The organism is Paenibacillus eucommiae (assembly GCF_017874215.1).
Classification (GTDB): Bacteria; Bacillota; Bacilli; order Paenibacillales; family NBRC-103111; genus Paenibacillus_AI; species Paenibacillus_AI eucommiae.
Map to the genome: position 1 here is coordinate 169449 of NZ_JAGGLB010000009.1, position 26718 is coordinate 196166.

At 45.2% G+C, this 26718-nt stretch carries 23 protein-coding genes; 9 read left to right on the forward strand and 14 right to left on the reverse strand.

Annotated features, from left to right (window positions below; genetic code table 11):
* Positions 1 to 798 precede the first annotated feature (798 nt).
* A complete protein-coding gene (locus J2Z66_RS15410) occupies positions 799 to 2166 on the reverse strand; it encodes a fibronectin type III domain-containing protein (RefSeq protein WP_209972322.1) in 1368 nt (455 codons plus the stop codon).
* 560 nt (positions 2167 to 2726) lie between these two features.
* Between J2Z66_RS15410 and J2Z66_RS15415 the strand changes: the two genes are divergently transcribed.
* The 3 genes from J2Z66_RS15415 to J2Z66_RS15425 all read left to right on the forward strand — a co-directional run bounded on the left by J2Z66_RS15415 (position 2727) and on the right by J2Z66_RS15425 (position 5525).
* Positions 2727 to 3779: an LLM class flavin-dependent oxidoreductase gene (locus J2Z66_RS15415; protein WP_376774411.1), complete on the forward strand. Its 1053-nt coding sequence runs from the start codon at positions 2727 to 2729 to the stop codon at positions 3777 to 3779.
* Between the two features lie 76 nt (positions 3780 to 3855).
* Positions 3856 to 4527, forward strand: coding sequence for a response regulator transcription factor (locus J2Z66_RS15420; RefSeq protein ID WP_209972324.1), 672 nt, complete (start codon positions 3856 to 3858; stop codon positions 4525 to 4527).
* Positions 4524 to 5525 (forward strand): sensor histidine kinase, encoded by a 1002-nt coding sequence (locus tag J2Z66_RS15425; protein WP_209972325.1) that lies wholly within the window; start codon positions 4524 to 4526, stop codon positions 5523 to 5525. Before J2Z66_RS15420 ends, J2Z66_RS15425 begins: the two co-directional genes overlap by 4 nt.
* Before the next feature lie 82 nt (positions 5526 to 5607).
* Here the strand turns inward: J2Z66_RS15425 and J2Z66_RS15430 are convergent, their stop codons facing one another.
* From J2Z66_RS15430 to J2Z66_RS15440, 3 genes are all read right to left on the reverse strand, one after another.
* Complete coding sequence (locus J2Z66_RS15430; protein WP_209972326.1) at positions 5608 to 7572, reverse strand: ABC transporter permease; 1965 nt, start codon at positions 7570 to 7572, stop codon at positions 5608 to 5610.
* Positions 7569 to 8315 (reverse strand): ABC transporter ATP-binding protein, encoded by a 747-nt coding sequence (locus J2Z66_RS15435; protein WP_209972327.1) that lies wholly within the window; start codon positions 8313 to 8315, stop codon positions 7569 to 7571. Before J2Z66_RS15435 ends, J2Z66_RS15430 begins: the two co-directional genes overlap by 4 nt.
* A 264-nt stretch (positions 8316 to 8579) precedes the next feature.
* Positions 8580 to 9578 (reverse strand): hypothetical protein, encoded by a 999-nt coding sequence (locus J2Z66_RS15440; RefSeq protein ID WP_209972328.1) that lies wholly within the window; start codon positions 9576 to 9578, stop codon positions 8580 to 8582.
* Between the two features lie 244 nt (positions 9579 to 9822).
* On the opposite strand from J2Z66_RS15440, the gene J2Z66_RS15445 reads away from it, so the two are divergent.
* Both J2Z66_RS15445 and J2Z66_RS15450 read left to right on the forward strand, forming a co-directional pair.
* Positions 9823 to 10161 (forward strand): DUF4234 domain-containing protein, encoded by a 339-nt coding sequence (locus tag J2Z66_RS15445; protein WP_209972329.1) that lies wholly within the window; start codon positions 9823 to 9825, stop codon positions 10159 to 10161.
* Complete coding sequence (locus J2Z66_RS15450; protein ID WP_209972330.1) at positions 10142 to 10555, forward strand: DUF2752 domain-containing protein; 414 nt, start codon at positions 10142 to 10144, stop codon at positions 10553 to 10555. The genes J2Z66_RS15445 and J2Z66_RS15450 overlap by 20 nt, the downstream gene beginning before the upstream one ends.
* Before the next feature lie 87 nt (positions 10556 to 10642).
* Here J2Z66_RS15450 and J2Z66_RS15455 read toward each other — a convergent pair whose 3' ends face one another.
* The 3 genes from J2Z66_RS15455 to J2Z66_RS15465 are packed head-to-tail and all read right to left on the reverse strand — an operon-like array spanning position 10643 to position 14078.
* A complete protein-coding gene (locus J2Z66_RS15455) occupies positions 10643 to 12631 on the reverse strand; it encodes a carbohydrate-binding domain-containing protein (RefSeq protein WP_209972331.1) in 1989 nt (662 codons plus the stop codon).
* Positions 12632 to 12660: 29 nt separating this feature from the next.
* Positions 12661 to 13341, reverse strand: a complete 681-nt coding sequence (locus tag J2Z66_RS15460; RefSeq protein ID WP_209972332.1) for a DUF4956 domain-containing protein — start codon at positions 13339 to 13341, stop codon at positions 12661 to 12663.
* Entirely contained in the window at positions 13338 to 14078 is a 741-nt protein-coding gene (locus J2Z66_RS15465) for a polyphosphate polymerase domain-containing protein (RefSeq protein ID WP_209972333.1), read from the reverse strand. Before J2Z66_RS15465 ends, J2Z66_RS15460 begins: the two co-directional genes overlap by 4 nt.
* Before the next feature lie 806 nt (positions 14079 to 14884).
* On the opposite strand from J2Z66_RS15465, the gene J2Z66_RS15470 reads away from it, so the two are divergent.
* The 3 genes from J2Z66_RS15470 (at position 14885) to J2Z66_RS15480 (ending at position 17340) form a co-directional block, all read left to right on the forward strand.
* Positions 14885 to 15562, forward strand: a complete 678-nt coding sequence (locus J2Z66_RS15470) for a response regulator transcription factor (protein WP_209972334.1) — start codon at positions 14885 to 14887, stop codon at positions 15560 to 15562.
* On the forward strand, positions 15562 to 16902 hold the full coding sequence (locus tag J2Z66_RS15475; protein WP_209972335.1) for a sensor histidine kinase: 1341 nt from the start codon (positions 15562 to 15564) through the stop codon (positions 16900 to 16902). The genes J2Z66_RS15470 and J2Z66_RS15475 overlap by 1 nt, the downstream gene beginning before the upstream one ends.
* Before the next feature lie 69 nt (positions 16903 to 16971).
* Complete coding sequence (locus J2Z66_RS15480) at positions 16972 to 17340, forward strand: VOC family protein (RefSeq protein ID WP_209972336.1); 369 nt, start codon at positions 16972 to 16974, stop codon at positions 17338 to 17340.
* Positions 17341 to 17346: 6 nt separating this feature from the next.
* On the opposite strand, the gene J2Z66_RS15485 is transcribed toward J2Z66_RS15480, so the two are convergent.
* The 5 genes from J2Z66_RS15485 to J2Z66_RS15505 all read right to left on the reverse strand — a co-directional run bounded on the left by J2Z66_RS15485 (position 17347) and on the right by J2Z66_RS15505 (position 22438).
* The gene (locus J2Z66_RS15485; protein WP_209972337.1) at positions 17347 to 18201 is read right to left on the reverse strand and encodes an SDR family NAD(P)-dependent oxidoreductase; all 855 of its coding nucleotides are present in this window, start codon (positions 18199 to 18201) and stop codon (positions 17347 to 17349) included.
* On the reverse strand, positions 18194 to 18604 hold the full coding sequence (locus tag J2Z66_RS15490) for a MerR family transcriptional regulator (RefSeq protein ID WP_209972338.1): 411 nt from the start codon (positions 18602 to 18604) through the stop codon (positions 18194 to 18196). The genes J2Z66_RS15485 and J2Z66_RS15490 overlap by 8 nt, the downstream gene beginning before the upstream one ends.
* Positions 18605 to 19397: 793 nt before the next feature.
* Positions 19398 to 20309 (reverse strand): hypothetical protein, encoded by a 912-nt coding sequence (locus tag J2Z66_RS15495; protein ID WP_209972339.1) that lies wholly within the window; start codon positions 20307 to 20309, stop codon positions 19398 to 19400.
* 81 nt (positions 20310 to 20390) lie between these two features.
* Complete coding sequence (locus J2Z66_RS15500) at positions 20391 to 21788, reverse strand: sensor histidine kinase (RefSeq protein WP_209972340.1); 1398 nt, start codon at positions 21786 to 21788, stop codon at positions 20391 to 20393.
* A complete protein-coding gene (locus J2Z66_RS15505) occupies positions 21785 to 22438 on the reverse strand; it encodes a response regulator transcription factor (protein ID WP_209972341.1) in 654 nt (217 codons plus the stop codon). The genes J2Z66_RS15500 and J2Z66_RS15505 overlap by 4 nt, the downstream gene beginning before the upstream one ends.
* A gap of 210 nt (positions 22439 to 22648) precedes the next feature.
* Here J2Z66_RS15505 and J2Z66_RS15510 point away from each other — a divergent pair, with 210 nt between their 5' ends.
* Positions 22649 to 24112 carry a stalk domain-containing protein gene (locus tag J2Z66_RS15510; protein ID WP_209972342.1) on the forward strand — a complete coding sequence of 488 codons (1464 nt, stop codon included), beginning with the start codon at positions 22649 to 22651 and terminating at the stop codon, positions 24110 to 24112.
* Between the two features lie 514 nt (positions 24113 to 24626).
* Here the strand turns inward: J2Z66_RS15510 and J2Z66_RS15515 are convergent.
* Both J2Z66_RS15515 and J2Z66_RS15520 read right to left on the reverse strand, forming a co-directional pair.
* Complete coding sequence (locus J2Z66_RS15515; protein WP_209972343.1) at positions 24627 to 26150, reverse strand: M56 family metallopeptidase; 1524 nt, start codon at positions 26148 to 26150, stop codon at positions 24627 to 24629.
* Entirely contained in the window at positions 26147 to 26530 is a 384-nt protein-coding gene (locus J2Z66_RS15520) for a BlaI/MecI/CopY family transcriptional regulator (RefSeq protein ID WP_209972344.1), read from the reverse strand. The genes J2Z66_RS15515 and J2Z66_RS15520 overlap by 4 nt, the downstream gene beginning before the upstream one ends.
* Positions 26531 to 26718 lie beyond the last annotated feature (188 nt).

Here is a 26718-nt window from a genome sequence, read left to right on the forward strand (position 1 = left end):
TGGAATAAGGAAGCTTATACATGCAGATACCCAATTATAATCTTCTCGCTTATGAGAAAGCCATTGATCTATTAGAAAAAAGAGTAAAGCTGCAAGAAGACTGATATAAGAAAGAACACTACCAAATATAAGATGAAAAATACCTAAAAAGAACATTTTTAATATTTTAGATTCTCTCAGGTTAGTAAATTTAAAAATGTTATAAACAATATACTCACTAATCAATGATGTAATTGTCCCATAGATTATGATAACAGGAAATGCATACAATAAATAAGTAGGAATGGCATGTATAATGGCGTATATAAATCCATCAAGGGTTTTAAATTGGAACGGCGTGCCCATATTATATGGTACAAAAAATGAGTAAATAAGCGCAAAAACACAAGATGAAATTGAGGCACTAATTAACTTTCTTGAGATTAAATTAATCAAATCAATCTACCTCTCTCCTCGTGAGAATTTTAAATAAAGGCTGAGGTCAGCGTACTTTTTGCTGTAGATTCTCAAGGAATCATCATCTACTTCAGAGTCGTCGATACGAGGCAAACTTTCTAGCCTGGATGAGACTTGAGCTGCCTGTTTTCTGTATAAAACTTGCTGCCATACCTTTAACGATCTGACAAACATGCCGATTCATTGTACGAGATGCTCGAAAAATGAGCGAGCTATTTGGGCGGTGTGCTAAGAAACGCGGGATTTGAGCTGAACCAGTCAGTGTCCGCGTCGCCTGGAACTCAGCCTAAAATAAAAGATAGTGCCTCATTAAAACCATATGGTTTTAATGAGGTCTAATCTTTACCCGCTTATATCAAAATACGTGTCGTCCCAACTTGGAAGTAGAGCATTAAATTCAGCTTCACCATTTGGTTTTCGTAAGACAGAATGTTGGAAAATCGTTGTGTAACTACTAGAAGAACGATCATAAATATAAAACTCGTGTGAAGGAGCTTTATCATGAGATCCTTTAACTCTCCAATCCCCGTCCCGTTCTATCCAAGCGTCATAATAATGATCGATATCAGGAGTAAAATTATCAAAGAAAGGTATCCCACAACTTGCTCCTGCACCAAATTGTTTTAAGTCAGTCCCATAACTATTTGGTGCCAAAAGATAAAGCTTATATTTTCCATTACTAGGTGTACAGACAACTGTATCTGCGTCTTGATAAACCCAACCTTCATCAACGATCACAGTTTCACCAACACCCGTTCGCTGGTTGTAAGTGCTATACGACGGTTCATCAAAAGTGACATCAATATTTTGTTGGGTCTTATAACTCTCTGAAAGTACATTAAACCCGCGGTTGTTGCCGAGAAAATAGTATCCTAATCCACCTATAAATGGAATTGGAACCCGCGCATCAGGAATAAATGTCATGTATCTAAATGAAAAGTAAGGCGAACTTGAATTGATGTTTATGAGGTTGGATTCCATAAGACGGCTTTCTTCAAGATTGGCTTCCAAATTACTATCAATTGTTTTTACAAATTTAATCGCCTCGAATGTATTTTCCCTTTTATGCAATTCTTCATCCGATACAACATTTGCACTATTGTCGTCCAATTCCTTTTTGATGTTTTTAATTTCGTCCTCACTAAGCTTTTTCTTCCCAATTACACTATACCGATATGTGGTACTATGAGTTACATTTTCATCGTTAAACTGCCTACCAGAAACACTCGCGAGTAGCGAACCATCCCTATATACTTCGTAAACGTTGTCATCGTCAGGTATTTCGGGCCAATTTAAGGTGACAAAATCTGATCCAGCTATACTTTCTATTGTCATGTCTGGAACATTAATCTGGTTTACTTTTTTTAACGAACTGTTATCCAAAGACGATTTTGCTTTTGTAGAAATCCTAACGGTATCAATGAGTTGGTCTCCATCGTAAACAACAATATGATACTTATAAAGTTCGTCCGGTTTAACTGTAGTGTCAACAAACGTATTTTCCCGTGTTTCTCCTATTAGTTTACCATCTTTGTATACCTTGTAATCGGTTCCAATCTTGTCCCAATTCAGGGTCACAGATGATGCAGAAATTTCTGTCTTGGCCTTAATATTGTCCTTGGCTTGGTCGGCAAATGCAACCGGTGATTGACTAAACAATAATACTGCGAGTAGTGGCATTGTAAACAGAGAAAGTGGTTTTAAGTTCATTCGATTGATTCTCCTCCTACTTATTATACTTATTATTTATTACCGAAACAATCAACATTGGATTTCATCAATCTCTATTAATAGATTTGATGTGTCGATGATCGATTACCACATATTAGGCGATTTACCCCCTCGAAAATATACTAACATATATAATTTTTCTATATATAGGTATTTTTAACTATAACAACCTTTTATTGAATGTGAATTCAATAATACAAAAATATACATATAACAACAAAAATAGCATGATTATTAATTAGAACTGTAAATATCAATCGATAAGTTGACCACCTAAGCAATAAATATGGGCACTCAAAGGGTATCGATTAAGAAAGGTGTCCCCATGCTCTATTGAACAATTCTGCCCGTTAGCGCAAAATAAAGCCGACCCATGGCAACGATTCGGTCTACAACCAAATGCAAGACTCGAAAAAAACAAGGGATACAAGAGCAGCCAAAGCCCCCCGCGCTTACTAAATTTGAGAAACCATAAAAAAATAAGTATACTATAGGAAATGACAAGGAGGCGAATCAAAATGGCCGATCCGGCAATCAACATGGAAATAGGAATCAGCACATTCTTGGAGACGACAGCGGACCCGGTGACTGGAGAGGTCATCAGCCATGCCGAGCGGCTGCGCCATGCGGTCGAAGAGATCGTACTTGCCGACCAGGTAGGCCTCGATGTGTATGGCATCGGCGAGCATCATCGCCCCGATTACGCAGGCGCCTCGCCTGTAGTTGCACTTGCGGCTGCGGCCGCCATGACGAAGCGTATACGGCTGACGAGTGCCGTTACCGTGTTGTCCTCAGACGACCCGGTTCGCGTGTATCAAGACTTCGCTACCCTCGATGGCATCTCTAATGGGCGAGCCGAAATAATGGCGGGCCGGGGTTCGTTCATTGAATCCTTCCCGCTGTTTGGTTACAGCCTGGATGATTATGACGAACTGTTCGAAGAAAAGCTGGAGCTGCTGCTTGCCATCCGATCCTCGGAGAAGGTGACTTGGCGCGGCGGTCACCGTCCCGCTATCCATGACCTGGGTGTGTATCCCCGGTCCGTTCAGAACCCGCTGCCGGTATGGATCGCAAGCGGCGGGAATCCACAGTCTGCTGTTCGGGCAGGCATGCTTGGGCTTCCAATCGCATTCGCTATCATTGGAGGAATGCCGGAGAAGTTTGCTCCGCTAGTCGCTCTCTACAAAGAGGCCGCGACCCGCGCCGGTCATGATCCCAACAAGCTGGCGATTGCGACGCATTCGCACGGATTCGTCGGAGAAACCACCGAGCAGGCTGCCGGTTTATTCTTCCCTTCCACACAGGCCCAAATGAACGTCATCGGGCGTGAGCGGGGCTGGGGGCAGCATTACAGCCGCGCAACTTATGATGAAGCACGCAGCCTCCGGGGTGCCCTCTATGTCGGCGATCCCGAGTATGTCGCAGAAAAAATTGTGCTGCTGCGCAAAAACCTGGGGATCACCCGCTTCTTCCTGCATGTGAATGTCGGCACGATGCCGCACCTTGAAGTCATGCGGGCCATCGAGCTGCTCGGCACCAAGGTCGCACCCATCGTCCGTAAAGAGCTTGCCCGGATTGAGGCGAAGGAATAAGCAATAAATGTTATAATTAGGCTATAATCAAGCTATAACCAGGCTATCATTAGTCCCCTGAGTTGGAGGGATCCCTTTGTTTCGAATCATGATTGTAGAAGATGACGAGAAGATTAGAAAGATCGTAGCCGACACGCTGCGAAAATGGCAGTACGAGGTTATGGAGGTGTCCGCCTTCGAGCACGTATTGGACGAATTCGTAACAGGCAAGCCGCACTTGGTGCTGCTGGACGTGAATTTGCCTATGTATGACGGATTTTACTGGTGTCAGCAAATTCGTTCCGTCTCCAAGGTGCCGATTATTTTCCTGTCTTCACGGAATCAAAATATGGATGTCATCATGGCGATCAATATGGGTGCGGACGATTTCGTGCAGAAGCCTTTCGATTTGGGCGTCCTCGTAGCGAAAGTGAGCGCTCTATTACGGCGCAATTACACCTACCAGGATGAAAACCTGCAAATAACTCACCGTCAGCTTATTTTTCACCTGTCCAACTCATCCATTCAGTATGGAGATCAGACTATGGAGCTGTCGCGGAACGAGTTCATTATTTTGCAAACCATGATGCGAAACATCGGAAAAATCGTTTCAAGGGATGATTTGATGCAGGTGCTTTGGAATGATGAGCAATTTATTGACGACAATACACTGACCGTTAATGTGAATCGCCTGCGGCGTAAAATCGCTTTGCTGGGGCTGGATGATTTCATCGTCACGCGCAAAGGAATGGGGTATATCATCGAATGAGATTTTGGCGATTCCTCAAGTATGAGAGGCCTTACCTCTACTTATACGCCGTAGGCTTCCTGCTAACGATTGCGGTGTTTGCCACAGACCCGCAAATATCCTGGCGATGGCAAACGTTCTTCTATGCATGGATGCTGATTCTGCTGTGGCTGGCAGGCTTCCTGCTGCACCGTTATGTGAAGAATGTACAAGCCATCCGCCGCATACAGGACGAAGAAGCCGAGCCGCTTTCCCTGGAAGCCGAGGCTTGCCGTGAGGCCCTGGATCAGCTGGAAATTAAGCATATTCGCGCCTTGAATGAAGTTCAAGCCAAGCAAAAGGAGTACTATGATTTTATCGTATCCTGGTTTCACGAGGTCAAGACGCCTATTGCCGTCCTGCGATTGCTGCAGCAAACGGAAGTCGATCCCAAAAGCCTGGATGAAGAGATCTCACGAATCGAGCATTATGTGGACCAGGCTTTGTATTACGCTAAACTCGACAGCTTTAGTCAGGACTACGAAATTGTGAACTGCAGCTTGGAGCTGCTGGTCAAAGAAGTCGTCAAAAATCATTCGAAAACGTTCATCTCCAAAAAAATAAGGATTCAACTGGACATACAGTCCACCATTGTGCAGAGCGATTCGAAATGGCTGTTATTTATCGTCAACCAGCTTGTCACGAATAGTTTAAAATATACGGATGACCACGGGGAAATATCGATCGCGACACGTGTTACACAGCAAGAGAAGCTGCTCGTCATCCACGATAATGGAATCGGCATTGACTCGAAGGATCTGCCGCGGGTTTTCAATCGGGGATTTACGGGCACCAATGGGCGCACACATATGAAATCGACAGGCATGGGGTTATATCTGGCTCAGGAGCTATCTAAGAAGCTGGGTCACTACATTTCATGTGAATCTGTCGTTGGAAGCTTTACAGAATTCATTATCCATTTTCCTAAGAACCATGATCCTTATCTGGACATGCTGCACAGTAACAGCCAAACGCAATAACCAATGTTGGTCCTTTTGGTTCACTTCGGTTCCTTTTGGTCCATATTGGTCCAATTGGTCATTGCGTTTTTTTGTCGTGCCTCTAGTGATTCTCATTTACGATTTTATAATATATATTCGTGGAAGAGACGTAGAACAACAAGTAAATCAGGAAGTAGACGCCCATGATGCCCCAAACCATGCCTGTAAGCTCAGGGAAATCCTTCACGGAATCGAGAATGTAATACTTGATAATAAACCAGCTATGCAGCACTCCCAGCACAAGCGGCGGCAGAAAGACAAATAACAGCTGCTTGCGGATGACGCTTTTCATTTCCCGGTTTTCGACGCCAATCTTCCGCAAAATCGCATATTGCAGCCGTTCATCTGTAGCTTCACGCAATTGCTTGAAGTAAATGACACTGGCAAGCGCAAAGATAGCGATCAGCGCGAGAAAACCGCTAGCAAACAGCATCAGCGATGAGCTTTCTATCTGCTTGGAATACACGTCTGCAAACGAGGAATAATAGGCGCCCGGCGTCTGGGTAACGATCGCATGCACTTGCTTGGACAGCTCCTCTGCATTTTTTGCATCCTGAAGTCCATAGATCTCGAACGATTTTTTGTTGGCATGCTCCTGTAAGCTTTGATACGCCTCATTTGAAATCACAAACACCGCAGGTTTAATGAGCATCGAGGCTACCGGATCCGATGCCCAGCCCAGATAGGCATAGTCCTTTTTCTCGACCAGCTTAAAAGTTGTTTCCGTATCTGTCTTGACAGTAAATCCCGGCTGTTCGCCCGGTGCAAACGGCATCGGAAAATCTGAACCTTGCGAGAGGATTACCCCTTCATTCCCTTGCAGCTTCACGCTTTGATCATGTCCCCGCAGCGCGATAAGCTCGTTGTAGGTCTGCTCAGATACAAGCTGAATGTCAGGCGTAAAATACTCAGGATTATCAAAGGCAACATTCATATCCGTCAAAGGGGAAGCAATCAGAACCTCCTGCTTGAGATGGTAACGGACCCCATGGTCGGAGCTCTTGATCAAGTCATCAATTTCGCCATTTGTTGCATTGTCTAGCGAATGAAATGCCATATCGTTAGGCAAATTCCGCCCAACGGCCTCGAACTGTACCTTATAGTTAATCGTCACGAAGCAAAGCAGCATCATAATGGCGGCACTGAACAACGAAATAAACGTCAAATTCAAGGTGTTGCCGCGGATTTGGAAACGCAGCGAGGAGGTCCATAGCACTGTATTGCCTTCGTGATACGTTTTGCGGCGGCTTATCCTTTGAAGCAGCCAGCCGGCAAACTGGCGGAAAAACAAGTAAGTGCCAGCGATAATACCGATAGCGACTGCAATCATGCTTGAAGTCGCATATTCCTGCCAGAATACGGAGCCTTTGCCGCTGCTGATCAAGCCGAAGGCCATTCCGAGCAATAGCAGGGCAATGATAGCCATGACGGCGGAAGTGCGGATGGGCTTCTCCATCTTTTGCTTGGCATGAAACAATTCTGTAAGCTGCACCCGGTTCACCATCATATAGCTTTGGACACTAATAATTATGGCGAGCAAGAAGAACACGCCCGCGGTGGAAGCAATCGACTGAATGGGAAAGTTCAATGAGATGGCTTGATCGTACTGCATGAGATTCATGAGCAGCATGCCGAAGAACTTGGACAGCAATCCTCCCAGCAGCACCCCTGCAACCAGAGAAATCGCACTTATAAACAGCGTTTCATAGAATACCATCCGCGTGATTTGCTTTTCGTCCAAGCCATATAGTAAATACATGCCGAACTCTTTTTTACGCTGCCTCATAAAGAACGAATTGGCGTAAAGAATAAAAAAAATGATAAACAAAAAGACGACAACCGAAGCGATAGCCACGCCGGTTTGAAAATTATCGCGATTTTGCAGCGCGTCCATGATATCTTTGTTATACATAAGGGACGAGAACGTAAATTGAATGATGACACCCGTTATCATGGAAAATAAATAGATGGAATATAGACGGAAATTACGCTTTACGTTCCGGATCGTTAAGTCGAGCAGGCTCATCGCAGCTTGCCCCCCATCAAGCTTTGGGTTTCCAGGATACGGTCGTAGAACGCCTTCTGGGTTTGATCACCCGCGTAGATTTCGTTCACAATCCCCCCATCGCGCAGGAAGATAACCCTCTTGCAATAGCTCGCTGCATAAGTATCATGAGTAACCATCATTATCGTCGTTCCGAATGCTTCGTTCAAACCGACCAGCTGCTCCAATAATTGTGTGGCAGACCTTGAATCAAGCGCTCCCGTCGGCTCATCGGCAAACACGATCGCTGGCTTCGTAATGATCGCCCGTGCTGATGCCGCCCGCTGCTTTTGCCCGCCTGATATTTCATTCGGATATTTATGAAGGATGCCCTCAATATTTAGCGCCTGGAGAATGGGCAGCAGCCGCTCTTCCATCTCCTCCACCTTGAATTTGCGCAGTGACAGCGGCAGCAGAATATTCTCTTTCACCGTTAACGTATCCAGCAGGTTATAGTCTTGGAAAATAAATCCCATCCGTTCCTGCCGAAACTTCCTCAGCGAATTCTTCTTCATATCGAGCAGAGACTTCCCCTCCAACCACACCTCGCCGCCAGAAAATTGGTCAATCGTCGACAATACATTCATCAGCGTAGATTTCCCTGAGCCCGATGGCCCCATTATCGCTGTAAGTTCACCGGATTCGATCGATAAATCGATATTTATGAGTACTGCAGCTGGGCCGTAGCTTTTGGATAAATTTTTAGTTTGAATGACAGTTTGCATCGTATACTCCCTCCCTTTCCTATTCTTTACTATAGACAAGATTGGGAAATGCAACCATAGAAGTAACATGAATCAAAGTGACGTTTTTGTCACTAACAGAGTTATATGGAATGATCCTCGCACCAGTCCCGCAGAAACTTCAGGTTCGTGTTAAAATAATTATCGTCCTGCCACCCGCCCCAAATATGCGAATTTCCAGTATGAAGCCCCATCAACCATATTTGACAATGGGGGTTTGATTAGTTATTTAGCATAGACATACTATTACCCATTTCTCTCCATCCAGGACGCAACTCTTGAGAGCAGCTCAGCACGAAGCATAACCAATTCATCATATTGATAGAAAAATAGGACCTTCTGATCCGCAACCTTCGTTCCCTTCGGTTTATCCGACAGCACAAAGCACATCCATGACTCTGCAATATCCTCCACGAAATTAGTAGCCGCATATTCACTTACGAACATATCCTCATCATAGTCATACTCCGAATCCGGCCAAAAATCTGTCTGAAAAGCATATATATAGGAGTCCTCATTGCCGCAACCATCCTCCCAATAATAGGTTGGGCATTCACTTTCCTCAACGTACGGATTAACCTGGTCTGCATTCAGCATAAGCAAATGTCCAAACTCATGGATAAGAGTACCCACCGTCTCATTCGGTGATGTTGTTGGTTCAACATTGATTCCAAGCGACCATGTTTCCAGGTCATTCTCATCCTGTTGGACGTAAGCCAGCGTATCCACATGCGAAAATACAGAGAATGCTGTAAGCATCTGCCGCTCCTGAGCCGGAATCATCCAAGCAAAGTCCTTCCATAATTGCTCATGGAAAGCTTGGTCACGATTCGTGCCATCCGAAATTAGCCAATTGTTGTTAATCCCATATTCGGCGACGATGTCCTCCTCTTTTTCTGCATTCGCCTCTTCATCCTCATTCATCTCAACAGCTTCTAAATCTACGAAAGAGCCGTATTGCGCTCCCAGCTTTCTGACCATGTCCTCTCCCCAGACCGCACAATCGGAAGGATTGTCGCAAGCGATTGGAGCTGTACAGATACCTTCTCCTGAGATATATTCCTCATCTGGATAACAACCATTAGCACTTAACTCATCAGAGCTGCCATCATGTTCGGCTTGGACGATCTCATTGTCATGCAGCGGCAGATCTCCATTCTCTTCAAGCATGCCACTGCATCCAGTCAAAATCACACAAAATCCGAGCCAAAATACAAGGAACATTTTACGAAAAATTGTTGGCACTTCTGTCCTCTCCAGTTCTCTTAGGTGATATACCTACATGACTTACTACATATGCATCGGCAGAAACCATCTAATCTATGATCTATTTTTAAAATATTATTAATTGGGCAAAAACATCCATGTAAAGCAGAAATCCTATTAAAAATTTATCTTGTATAAATATACCTTTTTTAATAAGATGATATTGTCGAATTTCTTCATTTCTTGTCAGAAAATTACTAGGAAATCAATAGGACGGTGGGTAATGATTGAGCAGAGAAGTATCGCAGTGGCAATTATTTTGTCATTAATCACATGTGGTATCTATGGTATTTATTGGTTTATTGTTTTAACCAATGATGTCAGCAAGCTAAGTGGAGACTACTCATTTACAGGAGGCAAGCATTTCCTTCTAACATTAGTTACATGTGGAATATGGAGTTTCATCTGGGCCTATCAAATAGGAAAGCATGTAGCAGAAGCACAAAGACAACGTGGTCACATGGAATCAGATAATTCAGCTCTTTACGTTGTCCTTACCATCTTTGGATTAGGTCTCGTAACGTTTGCTTTGGTTCAATCGGATGTCAATAGACTCGCTTAAGTTTGGGAATCACCCAAAGAGGCACCCCAAACTATTTTGGGGTGCCTTGCTTGGCGTCGGCGGGTTCTTATACTTGAAAGTATGGCTGCCGGTGACGAATATCGCTATTCCTTGTGTGTTTCATGAGGTAACTGGACTGTATTGTCCAGGATGCGGTATTACGAGGGCTGCCCTTTCCTTGTTAAGATTAGATTTTGTTCAAGCATTCAGATATAACCCCTTGGTGTTTATCTTACTTCCTTTATATGTTATATACTTCATTGCCAAAAAGAAGCAAATGCGCCTTGTGAGCAACGGGATTATGACGATCATGTTGATCTTGACCCTTGCATTTGGACTACTGAGGAATATTCCGATGTTTGACTGGTTGGCTCCTACGGAAATTCGTTCATAAATTCCTTCATAAATCTAAGCAGTCAGCCCTCTATGATCACAGCACAAAGAGCCCCTAAATCTTAACCTTGGGGCTCTTTTTTACCTTTTATTGTGGCCGTTCGCCATCAGGTGGCATGCGATCTCCACCCTGTCCGCCAAAGCCTCCGCCACCATTTCCTCCCGGATTGCCGCCGCGTCCTCCTGGACCACCACCGCCCCCACCCGGACCAGCGCTTCTGCCTTCGGTAACTCCCGACTCGTTCAACCAGGTTACAGTAGTTGCAAGCTCGAACTCCACAACCTTTGTCCCGCCCTTATACTCGCCATCGGTGTACAAGCCATTCGCTTCGCTGCCAGTCGAGGTTCCTCCCGAGTAGAGGGTGTAGGCAGCGTCTTTTTGCAAATCTGGCGAGCTGACGAATACGGCCTGATAATTTTTCGATGGCGCGAAGGTGATGATGGTATTTCCTGCGTTATCCTCCAGATGCACCATCGTTCCTGCCGCCTGATTCTGCGAATAAGTCATCAGAATACCGGATTGCGCCGATTGCTCGGACGTTGCCTGGGCCATACCCGAGCTGCCGGCAGCTACCAGGAAACCGCCGCTCATTTCGAATGTGCCATCGTAATCCAAAGCACCATTGCCGTTGGCAGTTGGACCATTCACAACTACGGTACCACCGGTCATCACGATGGAGCCATTCGCATCCAAACCGTCTCCAGCCGCATCGACAGTTACATATCCGCCGCTAATTGTGAGCTTATTGCTTGCAGAGGCGCTGAACTGATCCTGTCCGGAACGCCCATTGCCCAAAGATTCGTCATTGCCACTGGCAGCATTGATGCCATCGTCACTGGCGACAACATGTATTTCACCAGCCGAAATCGTAATGGCCGAACTTTCAATTCCTTCATAGCTTTTGGCAATATCGATGGTTCCTCCTGCAATCGAGATCGAAGCATCCGCATGAATCCCATCGTCACCGGAAGCAATCGTGAAATCTCCGCCTGCTATGTTAATATGGCCATTGCTGTGTAAGGAGTCGTCGGCAGAATTCAGGTTGAACGTACCGTTCTTAATCCAAATGTCAGCCGCCGCTTTCACTGCTTTGGTGCTTTGCGATTCTGATTCTGATTCTGTTTCATCTGATTGGCTGCCTGAATCACTGCCCCCGCCAGATACTATCGTGTAGGAACCTCCATCCATCAGCACGGAGGACGCTGCTTGAATGCCATCGCTACCTGATTCAATATTGAACGTGCCTCCCGCAATGACAACCCAGCCTTTGGCAGTATCGGTATCATTCGATGATTTGACGCCGTCTCCACCTGCTGTAATCGTCATATTTCCTTCCTGAACAGCAACCAGGTCGCGTCCCATCAGCCCGTCGTCAACGGCATGGATGTCGAGCGTACCCCCCGTTATTTTCAGCTTATCCTTGCTTGTAATCCCGTTATTATAGTTTCCTTGAACGACAAGCTTGCCGGTGCCATTGATCGTCAGATCATCTTTGCTGAAAATGGCCGCATTCGGTTCGTCCGTAGATGCATCCGGATACAGGTAAGTTTGTGCATCTGATACAAGATTATCTGTTCCTTCTTGCAAAGAAATAATCGTTTTTCCCGCTTCTATGACGTTAATTGCAGCGCTGCTGCTATTATGAATCTCAGCTCCGTTTAAAACCAAGCGAACGGTTCCTTTGTCCTGTACATCGATCACGATTTGCCCGTCATCCAGCTTCCCGCTCACCACATAAGTTCCTGCCGATGCAATCGTAACGTTATTATCCTTCACCGCGGCCCCTGAACCATTGATGCTTGCGCCGGTACCATTTAACTTGATTTCAGTCAAATTGTCTGAGTTCCAATCCGTATAATAATCATCGTCGTCATATTCAACCTTCTCAGTCAGATCGACGCTGGCTAATTGTCCAGTCGTACCAGTTCCGCCAGATGTACTAACATTCGATTGAACCGTTGCAGCTGGAGATGCGCCGACATTGGAAGTTGTTGCCGCTTTATCGCTGCATGCTGTCAAAAGAGCGGCACTCAAAAGAACGATGCCTAATTGTTTAAAATTCCATAGATCTTTCATGATTCATCTTCCTCTCTTTATTTCTTCATTTAGTATTCGGACATGGAGGGGTTCATCGTCAACGTGATATCCAGATTCCCATTCCTGCACCTGACAGCGTCGAGAAATTCTTTCTGGTTTGTAAGATGGTCGATAGTAACCGAATATACCAGCTCATACAGACTGCCCAGTTCAGTTGTTCTGACCTTCCTCAGCTCATAATCAATCTTGAATGCTTTAAATATCTCATCAAAAGCTTCCTCATACCCCAGATTTTCCGGGATTGTTACTTTAAGCATTTTTTGCGCCGCTTTTTTTTCTCCAAATTTAATGGCTTTCAGGAAAAACATCAACGCACAAAGACATAAGGTGAACAGTACAGCATAACCGAATGATCCGACACCGCAAGCAAGTCCGGCGGCCATCGTGAACAAGACGAATGCGATATCCTTCGGATCTCCCGGGGCGCTTCTGAACCGGATAATGGAAAAGGCTCCTGCAAGGCTGAAAGCCCGAGCGATGTTGCTTCCGATCAGAAGAATAATGATGGCCACAATCATGGGGAGAACGATCATCGTCAAAGTAAAGCTTTGAGCGTAATTGGTTTGCGTTCGCATATAGGTCCAGCTGATGATCGCGCCTAACGCGATAGATATGAAAATGGTTAACAGTGCGTAACTCAACGTTAATTCCGAGCTTGTCTGGGTCGAAGCGAAAATCGATTCGATCATAATGGAAGGCCCTCCCCCGCTAATTTTTCGTTCATTCGCATTTTTTTGTATTCGTTGCCGTACTTGGAGAAGCTCGTCCGGAACATCCGCTGCTCCGACAGCATTCTGGATAGCCAGATGGGTACTGTTTTCTCCGCCTTCACTTCCATCAACCATTGCCCGCGGCCCAGCAAATCTTCCCCAAAATCGCCGCTTTCAAGCTTAAGATCGTATCGTCTCGATCTAATATTCGTGTCGAATGTAATTCGCAGATCCCGGTTATTCTTGCAGAACAGCGCTATCCGGTCATAAGCCAGATAAACCTTGGGCTGCAAGTCATATCTCTGCAGGAAGTAATGGATCTCCTGAATCACTTGCTTGTTCATACCCGCCCTGAACTCCGGCTCCACGCCCGTTCTAACGAAATCGTAGGCCTCGTTCAGCTTCAGTGCTGTCCTTCTCTTGTTGACCAGGCCAAACACCTTTTTCTTCAATTCCAAGTACACTTTGGCATCGTTTTCGGGAATACCGTATGCTCGTATCCGGAGTTTTTCTCTGTACTTGGGTTTCGACAAGCTATTCCTGATCAAGGAATCATGCTCGGTATCGAAATAAATATTGCTTATGGAATAGAACTTATCATGCTTGTTGTATTCATCCAGCTCCATATATTCAAGCAAGCGGTTATATATAAGGTAGAACGCTTTGCTATCCATCAGAAACTTGCTTTCATATCGGTTGAACACCTCAATAGCCATAGGTTGTGCTCCTTTCTTGTGGACGAATGCTTCGCCGCTTCATGTCTATATCTTAGAGACGGAACCTTTAATGAATCTTAAATGAAGATAAACGCTTTGCGGCGTCTTTTGAGGAGCGTGTTCATGGCGTTGGTGCATGACGGAGGGAATGGCTGTGGGCTCCAGCCGCTGTTAAAGATTTGTTCACTTGAATGGTATCGATGAAGAGGTAGGAACAAATCTTTAAAGGCGGACGCTACCGCTCTTCCTCCCACAGCCATTCCCTCTCTTTAGCTACAATCGCACGAATCACACGAACACCAAGCTCAAACGAACAGCCAGCAAGGGTTTTTATCTTGATTGGAGGAGATTTCCTAGCGGGCGCAACGCCAGGAATGAAGAGCACGCAGCTGAGAAGGATCTGCTACTTTAACCACCTTGAGAGGCCATCTGCCCTCTCTTAACGATGAAAAACATCGCCCAAGTGCATCGCACGCTCAAAGGACTGCCCATAGAGGCTGCTTCCTGAGGGAAGGGGATAGTGGGAATAGTGGCGATAGGTAGGGAAATCTGTGTTTCCTTTCTGATTCCCTTGCTGAATGAACAGTCACACCGAGCATTTCATCACTGTAAAGCTGCACCAAACGACTACTTCCTTTCACTCCAGGCATCCTAAAACTTATACTTTCTAATAATTTCAGAACAAAGTCATCTGAACTTTTTTCTTTGCGTGCAAACTCATGCTAAAATTAAGATTGATTAAAGGTTCCCTTCATATAATGAACTTGCAATGCGGCATACCATGATGAAGCAAAGGGGAAGCAGCCATGAGAATATTAATCGTAGAAGACGAGGTTCATCTTGCGGAGGCGTTAACCCAAATCTTAAAGAAGCATCATTACTCCATCGATACCGTTCATGACGGCCAATCAGGGCTGGATTACGCTTTAAGCGGCATCTATGATCTGCTGCTGCTCGATATTATGCTGCCTGAAATGGACGGTATCACCATATTGAAGACAATTCGCAGCAAGGGGTTTTCAACACCTGTTATCCTGCTTACCGCCAAGGGAGAGATATCCGACAAGATCTCTGGACTGGATTATGGTGCTGACGACTATGTAGCCAAACCATTTTCGACTGAGGAGCTTTTGGCAAGAATCAGAGCAGCTTTAAGGCGCAAGGGCGAGGTCATGCCCGAGGATGCTTTAAAATTCGGAGATATTGAATTGAATATGACCAATCTCAAGCTGACATGCATGGGAAAGGAACTCAAGCTGATCCTAAAAGAGAGCGAGCTGCTGGAGCTGCTGATGTCGAGGAAAAGTGCGGTAACTTCCAAGGAGCAGATTATCGAAAAGCTCTGGGGCTTCGATTCAGAGGTTGAACATAACAATGTGGAGGTATATATCTCTTTCCTTAGGAAAAAAATCGCCTTCCTAAACTCCTCAGTCCGAATAAATACCATTAGAGGCGTAGGCTACGTATTAGAGGTGACTCCCTAATGTTCAATAAACTCCGGAATCGGTTTCTTATCGTTAACCTGGTCATCATAACCTTCATGATGCTCCTGGCCTTCGCTTCGATCTACACGATTACCTATCAAAATGTGCAGCGGGATATCGAAATGGAATTGCACAGAGTTTCTGAATTTTACAGCAAACCAAATGGAAACATAGGGGGGCCTTGGCAGAGCGGGGGCGGAGGTGGAATTGGTGGCGGTAATGGTGGGAGTGGTGGTGGCAGCAGTGGTAGTGGTAGTGGGAAATTCCCGCAGGAATCCATGGGCAATGCGAACCCGCCGCCGGAGCGTTCGGTCTCCTTCTCGCTGCACATCGATAAACAATGGAGTATCACAACCATTAACTCCAGATTCGATATGGACAGCGATTTCTATGAGCTTGCGAAACAAGCAGCTGTCTCCAGCAATTCGGATAACGGCCAATTTAATCTCGATGGAAATAGATGGGCCTATACGCTGAAAAAAAATGACGCAGGTTATTTCATCGTATACCTTGACGTTACTGCCCAGCAGAAAATCGTGACGAACCTCGTGTATACGTTCCTAGTCGTTGGACTGTTTATGCTCATCGTGATTTTTTTGACGAGCCGATATTTTGCCAACCGCTCCATCGCCCCTGTCAAGGAAGCATTCAATAAACAGAAGCAATTTATCGGTGATGCTTCCCATGAACTGAAAACTCCGTTAGCCGTCATTAACACCAATGCGGACGTCCTCTTGTCCAATAGTGAAGACACGATTCACAATCAATCGAAGTGGCTGCACTATATTAAGTCGGAAACGGCAAGAATGACGAAGCTGACCAACGATCTCTTATATTTAACCGAAATGGATGATTCCAGAGCTGGCATGATCTATACTACATTTAACGTAAGCGAAGCTGTGGAAAGCGTCATTTTAACGATGGAAGCCGTCATGTTCGAGAAGCATATTTCACTTAGCTATGAGATTGAGCCTGAGCTGCGTGCACGCGGCAACAGTGAGCAAATGAAGCAGGTGGTCATGATCCTTCTGGATAACTGCGTTAAATACACAAACCCCAAGGGATCCATAAATATAACGCTGAAAAAACGGCATAACGACGTTCTGCTATCGGTGGCCAATACCGGTGAAGGCATTCCGCCAGAGCATCTGGAAAGAATCTTCGACCGGTTCTACCGTGCAGATTCATCCAGGTCACGCAAGCAAGGCGGGTATGGCCTCGGTCTGGCGATAGCCAAATCTATCGTTGAGCAGCACAAAGGGAAAATTTACGCCAAAAGCGTCATTCATGAAAGCACAACTTTTTATGTGCAGCTTCCTGAGAAGGGCCGAACTGACTGAGCTTAAGCTCAGTCATGCAAGCTCAGGCATGCAAGCAAGCAATATTTAGGGGAAAGGAAGTTGAACGAAATGAAGTTTCTTAGATTGTCTCCTATGCTTCGCACAACAAAACTAAAAGAAACGATAGCTTTCTATACAGATATTTTGGGATTTGCATGCGAAAGCTACAGCGAAGACTGGGGATGGGCTTCTTTACGACACGATCAAGTTGTCATTATGGTCTCATTACCCAATGAGCACATTCCTTTTGACAGGCCTGATTTTACAGGTTCCTTATACATCGAAATGGATGATGTGGACAGATTTTGGGAGCAAATAAAAGGAAAAGCAAGCATCTGCTACCCCATTGAAAACTTTGAATATGGCAAGAGAGAATTCGCGATTTATGATAATAACGGATACTTGCTTCAATTCGGACAAAACACGCACTCAGACTAACAGCCTCTATGCTAGAGATTCCCGGATGAAAACCTGCCGGTAGATGGCATCAATCTGGGCCAACAGCGCTGGTCCATGCTGCGCAAACGGCGGCTGGACCGGCTTGCCCTTTACGAGAAATGCTCCGCTGCTTCTGTTGTATCGCGGTTCGAACGCGGCTTCATACAATCTGGAAGCACCTTTGATTGGCTTTTGAAACAATAGGTGAACAAATGGCCGCATAAAGGCTGGCATACCGTCGCTCATGGTCATCGGCGTCTTGTTCGGCCCCGGGCAGACACTGATCATCCGAATGCTCTCCTCCGCAAATCGGAGGGCAGCCTGCTCTGTCCATAATGACAGGGCCAGCTTACTGGAGGCATACGGCCCTAACAGCTTGCGGAACTTCTGCACCTGCCCCCATGTTTCGGAGTCAAACTGCTTCACCATCAAAGAAGCATTGGACGAGGTATTAATGATCGTTTTCATCGCCCCCTGCATAAGCAAAGACTTCAATTCCATCACAATAATATAAGGCACAACACTGTTAACCTCATAGTGTATCTCGCGTCCCTGCTTGGATACCTCCGGACCTGACAGGCTGATTCCAGCATTGTTGAACAGCACGTCAATCGCATTCACTTCCGACTTCACACGACCCAGAACCGCTTTAAGCTGGATGAAGTCGCTCAGATCGGCTCTGTACAGTGTCAACTGCCCCTGATGAATGGCCTCCTTGATACCCTGTTCATTTTCTGGAAATAAAGAACGATTTAAAGCAATAATACGCCAGTTCTCTGCCAGCAGTCTCTTGGTCAACTCGAGTCCAATCCCTGAGTTTGCTCCTGTAATACAGGCTGTCTTGTTCCAGCTGTTATTCATCGCTGCATGCTCCCTCCGTGTTTGATGCCGGTCTGGTTAAGCCGAGCTTTTCGCCGCTATAAAGCTTTACGGAAATGACATCCAATATTTTTTGCAATTCACGCATTTGCCCCTCGACTTTGTTTTTGTAATTCAGCAGCATCTCTTGGATGAATGGGGCATTCTGCATCTCCTCATCGATAGCCAGCTGCATGAACGGCTTAATTTCCTCAAGTGACATTCCTGCCTTCTTCAGACACAGCAGCACCATCACCCTTTCTTCATCCTCCGCAGTATAATAGCGGTGGCCATTGCTGTTGCGCCCAGCCGGGGGCAGCACCCCAGTCTTCTCATAATAGCGCAGCGTGTCTTCACTCACGCCAGTGAGCGCGGCGAATTGCCTGATCCTATAAGTCTGCTTCATGGGGAATCACCTGCCTTTCTTTCCAATTCTATGCTTAACCTTCCAGCTGCTTATTGTGGAAGAAACCGCTACAGACATCTTACAACCTGGAGTTAACTCCAGGTCAAGCCCCGATTTTTTCCTGCTGTGAACAGCTAAGAAAAACGCCATGCTCCCTCCTTTGAGATGCGTACCCGTGACTTGAGGAAATTTCCTAGCGGACTGAGGCGTCTGGGGATGAAGAGCTGAAAGGAGCTGCTACTTTACCGATGTTTTTCATCGCTAAAAGCACCAGAAGAGCTAGTAAGAGCTCGGCTCCACATCTTTACTTTAACAATGAAAAACATCGTCAAAATCCCTTTTAACCACTCCGAGAGGCCGTCCGACCACTTTTAACGATGAAAATCATCATTAAAGTGACTGATTTACTGGAAATACTTGCATTATCGATTAAAAACATCGTTAAGTGAAGCACAAGCTCAATTCTTCAAGGGAGGCGGGCTGCTACTGCTGCTACTAGCTACTACTATCGCTCTCCCTCCCACAACCCTTCCCTCACGGCTACAAAATACCGAACATGCCACGCTTAAACGGACTGCCAGCAGAGGTTGAGCAAGGATTGAGCAAAGGTTGAGCCGAGGTTGCTTTCCTGAGCGAAAGGGATAGTGGAGATATGGAAAGACTGCGCTTCTTTTATGACTCCATGCTTTCACCAAAAACTGCATACTTTCCAGCAGCTGCATCAAAAAGCCACCAACATATAGTGGCGGCTTATGGGCTGAACACTTGCTTTAATCATTTAAGAAAGGTCTCCTTACAAATCCAAAACCCTCAGAAAGGGTACATCGTTCTCATTGGCAGGAGGAGCAGACTTTTCAAGCTCTTTGGCCTTTTCCTGCACTCGCTCCATGAGCTTTTCATTGAATTCCTTACTCGGCTTGTACGACCCATTATAACTGATACCGAGCAGCACCTTGTCGTATCGGGAGAAAGACATCAATGCAATTTCCCCGTTTTCACCCGTGATATCTACCGAAATCGTGGGATCATTGCTGCTGTAACCCTGACCATTGTATTCTACTGACTTGACTGCGCCGTGAACAACGTTATATGTCTCCGCCAATTTTTTTGCCAGCGCCACATATTCCTGCGGGTTTTTATCCAGAACCGCATCAAAAGCTACCGAAACCTTTTTATCCAGCGTTCTTCCATGGACTATGCTAAATAATTCTCCCGTTACCGAGTCCACAGAGAAGCAATAACTGCGCTCGCCGTCGATCAGCACATCAGCGTACCAGCTCGAGCGGGGAAGACTGTCGGTTGCCTGCTGGTATCCCATTTCAATCACTTGACCCTCCAAGCTCAGACCAAATACCTGCCAAAGAGCCTGTGCACCGATTTCCGCTGCGGCTTTTTGGGACATGTCCTTGTTCGTTGGCGTTTGGTTGTTGTAATATTCAAGGTCAATTGCTCCGATCGTATAGTTTGCTTTCTTGTAGCCTTTCGGTAGACTTTGACTTTGCTGTGCCGCTTGGGATGAATCCGTTGCAACTTTCGCATAGCTTGTAGGGATCGTTTTTATTTTTTTTACTTCCACCGATGTCGCTGCCTGTGTGAATCCCTGGAACAGCAGCGTGCAGGCTCCAATGACCACGGCTGCCGCCAATATGTTCTTTCTAAAGCCATTATTTTTAAAACCGTCCCTGTCCAATCTGTTCTCCTTCATTTGAATCTCTCCTTCATGGTTTTGTTTGTGATCACAATACGCAGTATAAAGCGGCAGAATTATAGAATCATCATCAAGTCATTATGGAGTTGTAAAACTTATTTTTGCTGTAGTCCCCTCGCCGGGATGGCTCATAAACTCTAGCTCCGCACCGTGACACAAAACAATCTGTTTACAGATGGCAAGACCTAAGCCCGCGCCACCGTCCCTGCGGTTTCGTGATTTCTCTGCCCGATAAAAGGGCTCTGTTATAAGCCCCAGTACTTCGGAGGTCATACCTTTTCCGTTATCCTGGATGTTAACCGTTTTCTTCTCGTCCTCTATGGCGGCCCGCACCCGGATATGTCCACCCGTACCGCACGCTTTTATCGCATTGTCTATCAGATTAACAAACAGACTTTGCAGCAGGCAGGCATCTCCCCAAATAACATCCACCTCACAAAGAAACTCCAGTTGAATTTCTTTTTCCTGAACCTTACTATGCAAGGTCTGTTTGACGGCTTGAAAAAGGTCGGATACGTTGTGAGCTTCCAAGGTGATCTGATCATGATTAAGGTTTGCCAGCTCCAGTAATTGATAGGCCATTGTCTGCATACGCAGGCTTTCCGACATGATATAGCCGATTGCGGACAATCTGTCATCCTCAGTCAAGGCAGCCTTCTGCATATATTCCGCGTATCCATAGATTGCGGTCAGAGGCGTACGGAGCTCATGGGCAAAATTATCAATAAACTGCTGCTTTTTCTCCGCCGCGGTGATAAGCTCCGTCATTTGACGCTGGACTTCCTCCGTCATATGATTGAAGCTTTGTGCCATTTCGGAAAGCTCATCATGCCCGGATACCGGAAGCCTAGTTTCATAGGCACCCGCCGCGATATTGCGGGATATTTGAGAAATCTGCAGCAGGGGCTTGAATATTCGATTCAGCAATACTAGAAGACCTAAAGCAAGTAACCCGGAAAGAATACATCCCGCGACAAACAGCATATTCTTCATATGTTTCCATTCGGTGATTTCATCTGTTGTATCATAAAGATAGAGCATTGTATACAAATCGTAGGGCGTGGGGAGCTTACCCGAAACAATTACATAAGTACGCGCATCTGCATGTTGTATTGAAACCAGCCGATTTCTGTCCACAAGAGGTTCCAAAAAACGGCTCTGTATAGCGATTTCCAACCGATTGGAATAAACCAGCTGATCACCCTTGTAAAGCGCAAGTTTAACCTTTTTATCCCCGGACAAATAACTGTAGGGCTGAAGCAGCGCATCTAAAGAGCCCTCAATTTCCGTGCCACGGCTTTCCACAGCATGAAAATCCTTTATCAGCGCAGATGTTATAAAATAATGCTCGCCCAAGCTTCTTTCTTCAGCTCGTTTAATCGTATCTTTGAATGTAGCGACAGAAATAAAGAATATCCCAAGATTGAAGGAGAACAAAAAAAGCGCAAGCGTTGTTAGAAAGGTCCTGTATTTCATATACTTATCTCCAAACGGTAACCCAGCTTGTAGACCGTTTTGATCACATTGTCCCAGCCTAGTTTTTTCCGCAGCTTTTGTATATGAACATCAATCGTTCGGGTATCGCCTTCATAATCATAGCCCCACACAAGCTCCAGAAGCCGTTCTCTGGACAATGCAATATTACGGTTGTTCACCAACACCTCTAACAATTCATATTCTTTTGGGGTGCATTCCACAAGCTGTCCCTCATAGAAGACTTGACGGCTATCAAAATCAATCCTCACTGCTTCCGCTTCAAAGCAGCTTCTATTTTTTTGAGTTCGCCGCAATACGGCTTCCACGCGGGCAAGCAGCTCCAACATTTCAAAGGGCTTTGTTAAATAATCGTCAGCCCCCATAGAGAATCCCATGATGCGATCGGATAAGCTGCTGCGTGCCGTTAAGAAAATCGTCGGAATTTCATGTGCTTGTTTAAACACTTCAAACCCGTCCAATTCAGGCAGCATGATATCTAAAATAATGAGATCGTAGGTCTGCGCGTGCATTTCCGAAATGGCCGTTAGACCATCAAAAACAGAAGTGCAGCGATGCCCCACAAGCTGCAGATTCCTTTTCACCAGCTCATTGATGGACGGTTCATCCTCAACAATTAAAATTGCTGCCAAAGCATTCACCTCTTTTTATAAATGATATTATTATTTTGTTATAGAGTTGTAAAAATCTAGCGTTCCTATGATGTTCAAAGGGAGTTTTTAGGTTATAATATTCAAGTCATAGTCATATTTTTCTATTTTTCCTATTTTTGCTTGGACCTTTCAAATTTTTTTGAGAGTTTTAAGATACACTTACTATGTTTAAAGGAAGGTTTTGCGAGAATGAACAAGTTTTTTCAACGTTTTATCATTATGACGATGTCGCTTACTTTGATGTTCGCGTCGTCATTCCCGGTCTTCGCGGATGAGCCAGCCCCCGCCACAGGAATCAATATGGATATCGGGATTTTAATTAACGGCAGTATGCTCGTTCCTCTGCGCGATATTACGGATGCGTTACATGCAGAGCTGATATGGGACGGGAAGCAGAAGTCCATCACCCTGAATAAGGAAGGGTCTTCCGTGTTTATGAAAATCGGCGATCCCGCCGTTACAGTCAACGGGCAAAGCACAATGCTTGAGGTCGCGCCGCGAATAGAAGATGACCGGACTTTCGTGCCCTTGCGGTTAATCAGCGAGGCCTTCGGCGCTAAGGTGGAATGGGATGGGAAGAAACAGATGGCAACCGTTAAGAGCGACGACCTGACTCTATATGTAATGGGCTATCCTTATTTTGAGTGGAAGGGCCATCATTTTGTTTATTCAGGCGAGCTGAAGAATGGGCTGCCACACGGAAAGGGGAGGGCGGTAGAAGGCACCACCATTTACGATAAAGTCTGGTATGAGGGTCCTTGGGATCAAGGAAGACCTGTGCAGATGACCAAAGACAATTACAAAATCTATGTGAATGGCGATTATCTCAAGTCCGAATATCCCCCTATTGTGCGCAATAATGTTGTCTACGTACCGCTATGGGCGCTCCTGGGCAAAGTGAAACTGTCGGCTGAACAGGTCGATGGCTTCTTGAAAATCAATCATCCGAAACAGGTTATATTGGTTGGCTCTAATAGTAATTTGTCCGCAACAGTCAGCCAGAACCAAGATTGGCATTACAATCGCATGGAATATCCGATTATCTCGGAGAATTATGTGATGTATGCGCCAGTGTCATTTCTGATCAAGGAACTGGACATCAAGGCAGCTTGGGGAAGTGATCGCCGGATCGACCTCACTGCCGGAGACTTGAGTAAGGATATTGACTGGAGCACTAACATCCAGGTCCAAGTACAAATAACAAAGCTTACGACTGATATTGCAGCAGAGAACATATGGAAGAAATACGCCAAATCGCTATGGAGCAGTCGTGACTTGCCATATCCCGGCAATGAACGGTTTTATCAATACGAGAAACTAACTCTGATCGACTATAACGGACTCAACGCAACATTAAGCAACGGCTCTACAACGATTAAATTCACATTTTATTCCTTGGACTCCCTTACCTCTTCCTTTTATACAAAAGATCTATTAGCCGACTTCAACTGGTCCAAGGATATCAAAGACAGCATCCGGCGGGAGAAGGTACGTATCGGAATGACTAAGGAGCAGGTCTACTATTCCTGGGGAGAACCTGATAATCTCAATGCATACGATAGCATGGAACAATGGGTTTATCGGTATGGCACTAGCTTCGACGCCCAATATTTATACTTTACCAATGGCGTGCTGGATACTATCCAAAAATAATCCACCTGTGTAAGATAAACGCCTTGCGCGTCCTTTGAGGTGCATGTTCGTGACTTGGGTGCGTTGCAGAGGGAATGGCTGTGGGCTCCAGCCGCTGTTAAAGATTTGTTCCCTGAATGGTATCGATGAAGAGGTAGGAACAAATCTTTAAAGGCGGACGCTTCCGCTCTTCCGCCCACAGCCATTTCCTCTCTTTAGCTACATTCACACGAATCACACGAACACCAAGTTCAAACGAACAGCCAACAAGGGTTCTACTCTTGATTGGAGGAGATTTCCTAGCGGGCGCAGCGCTAGGAATGAAGTGCACGCAGCGGAGACGGATCTGCTACTTTAACGATGTTTTTCATCGTTAAAAGCACTGGGTCCTCTCCTTATTCTTCATTTAACGATGAAAAACATCGTTAAAATCCCTTTTAACTACCCTGAGAGGCCATCAGCACTCTTTTAACGATGAAAAACATCGTTAAGTGAAGCATACGAAGAACACGCTCAAAAGGACTGCCCATAGAGACTACTCTTTAGTTAATGTTAATGTGTACGCCGCTCGGCCTGACATATCAGAACTCCCCGATGTAAAATTGGTATAATAGTCTCCTGCCTTCAAAGTCTTTAGGGTAGAGATAGTCCATGTGGTATGAGCAGGAATTCTCACAATACTTCCAGGAACCACAGTTCCAGTAGGCGAGTCCTTTGTTATTGTAAATATGATATGTCCGCTGCCCGCATTTCTGATCCATATCGTACAGTATTCATCCATTTCACTATCCTTAATGAGATGCGTAAGCTGATTACCGGCTAAATTGCCAGCGGAGTGTTCAGAAAATAAACGACTATCGCTCTCCATTCTTTCGAAAATCAAGTCGCCTTTACGAATCGTCGTACCCACCTCACCTTCGAGAATAGTATCCTCATCAGGCACGTAGGTTCCTGCTTTACTAGCAGAGGCTTGTGGTTTACCACCCATCTGAGCTGATTCATTGTGACTTCCGATGTAGGCAAAAGCCGTGCTCATGCATGCAAAAGAAAGTAATATAGCGGCAGCAAAGACACGAACTGATTTTCCTGATTTTTTACTCTTATGGCCCTCACTTCTCCAAATCATACTAATCCTCCTCTCCAGATATTTTCGCTTACCGCTGAAGGCGGAAACCAATTCTTCTTTTTGATTAGCCGCATTCCATAGGACGTTAAGTAATAATTCACAATATCTTTTTCTCTCATCCTCGTTCATAAATCGAACAATCTTCTCGTCACAGGACAGTTCGCAATAGCGATCTATATCCCGTCTAGCCAAATAAGCGAATGGATTAAACCAGTGAAGTGCATGGATAAATAGCAGGAGGCATTTAAGTAAAATGTCATGACGCTTATAGTGAGTCAACTCGTGCATCATGATCTGATGATATTCTTCTGACGAAAACTCCATAGCCGCAGCTAAAACGATTCGCGGTTTAAATATCCCATACAGAAACGGTGTACTGACATAGGGTGATAAATAGACCGGAATTTCTTTGGTTATACCCATTTTTTGTTTGCATGCCGCAAGCTCATTCAGAATGAGCGGGTCTTCAGCCAGCTCGCATATTTGTGACATTCGACGATGAAATTTAATACTACGAAGCACTATAACCGCGATAAAAATAAAGGTCCCCGCCGCCAACATATAAGGCAACAGCCCAACTAATAACGAGGCAGCAAAGCTTGATTCATGGATTGCAGCATAGATTGCAGAATAGCTTCCCTCCTGGATATTCAAAGGAAACGTAAAAGAACCTTGAACAAGGGTACTAAGCGGCTTCACGACAGGGCTTATCTCTAAACTACGATTCGCGGTTTGCATGAAGTCAATATCCAAATAGGCAAACAGCTTGTAAAACGGAATGAGAAAAAAGATACTGAGCAGAACATGTAAATAATAGATCCAGGTAGCCGTAAAATGCTTCTGTGTCCACTTGATGCAAACCCTGAGCACTATGTATAGGATCGCAGCAACAGTGGACATGAGAAGTACAGAGTAGTAAAACTCGACCATCATCTTTCTTCTGCCTGCGCTTTCAACTTTTGCATCAATTGTTCAATATCTGCCTTCGTTAAATCCCCACTGTCGCAAAGCGCACTTATTAATCCAGATGCCGAACCCCGATGAACTTCTTTAATAAACTGCTTTGTTTCAAGATTCTGATATCCCTGCTCGGTGATACGAGGCTCATAATGATTCGCTTTTCCTATGCGGGTAGCTGTAATCATATCTTTATCCATCAAACGGGCTAAAAATGTGATAACTGTATTCTGCTTCCATGCCTTGCCCTCCGGCAGTCTATGAATAATCTCTGAAGTTGTAACAGGCCGTCCTGTCGCCCATATGATGTCCATGATCTGTTTCTCAGCTTCCGACATCCGTTGCCATTTTGTCATAATGCTCTTCCTTCCTCTACATGATGTAGTTATATATAAATCTACACCATGTAGGTACAAGTAGTCAACTAATTATCAATCTGGTTGGTAGGAATTTCCTATCGGGTAAACATCGTTAAGTGAAGCTCTTAAAATTTCTTATACCAAAAAAATAGGGTACCTTTCCTCGAAGAATCTTGAGGTAAGGT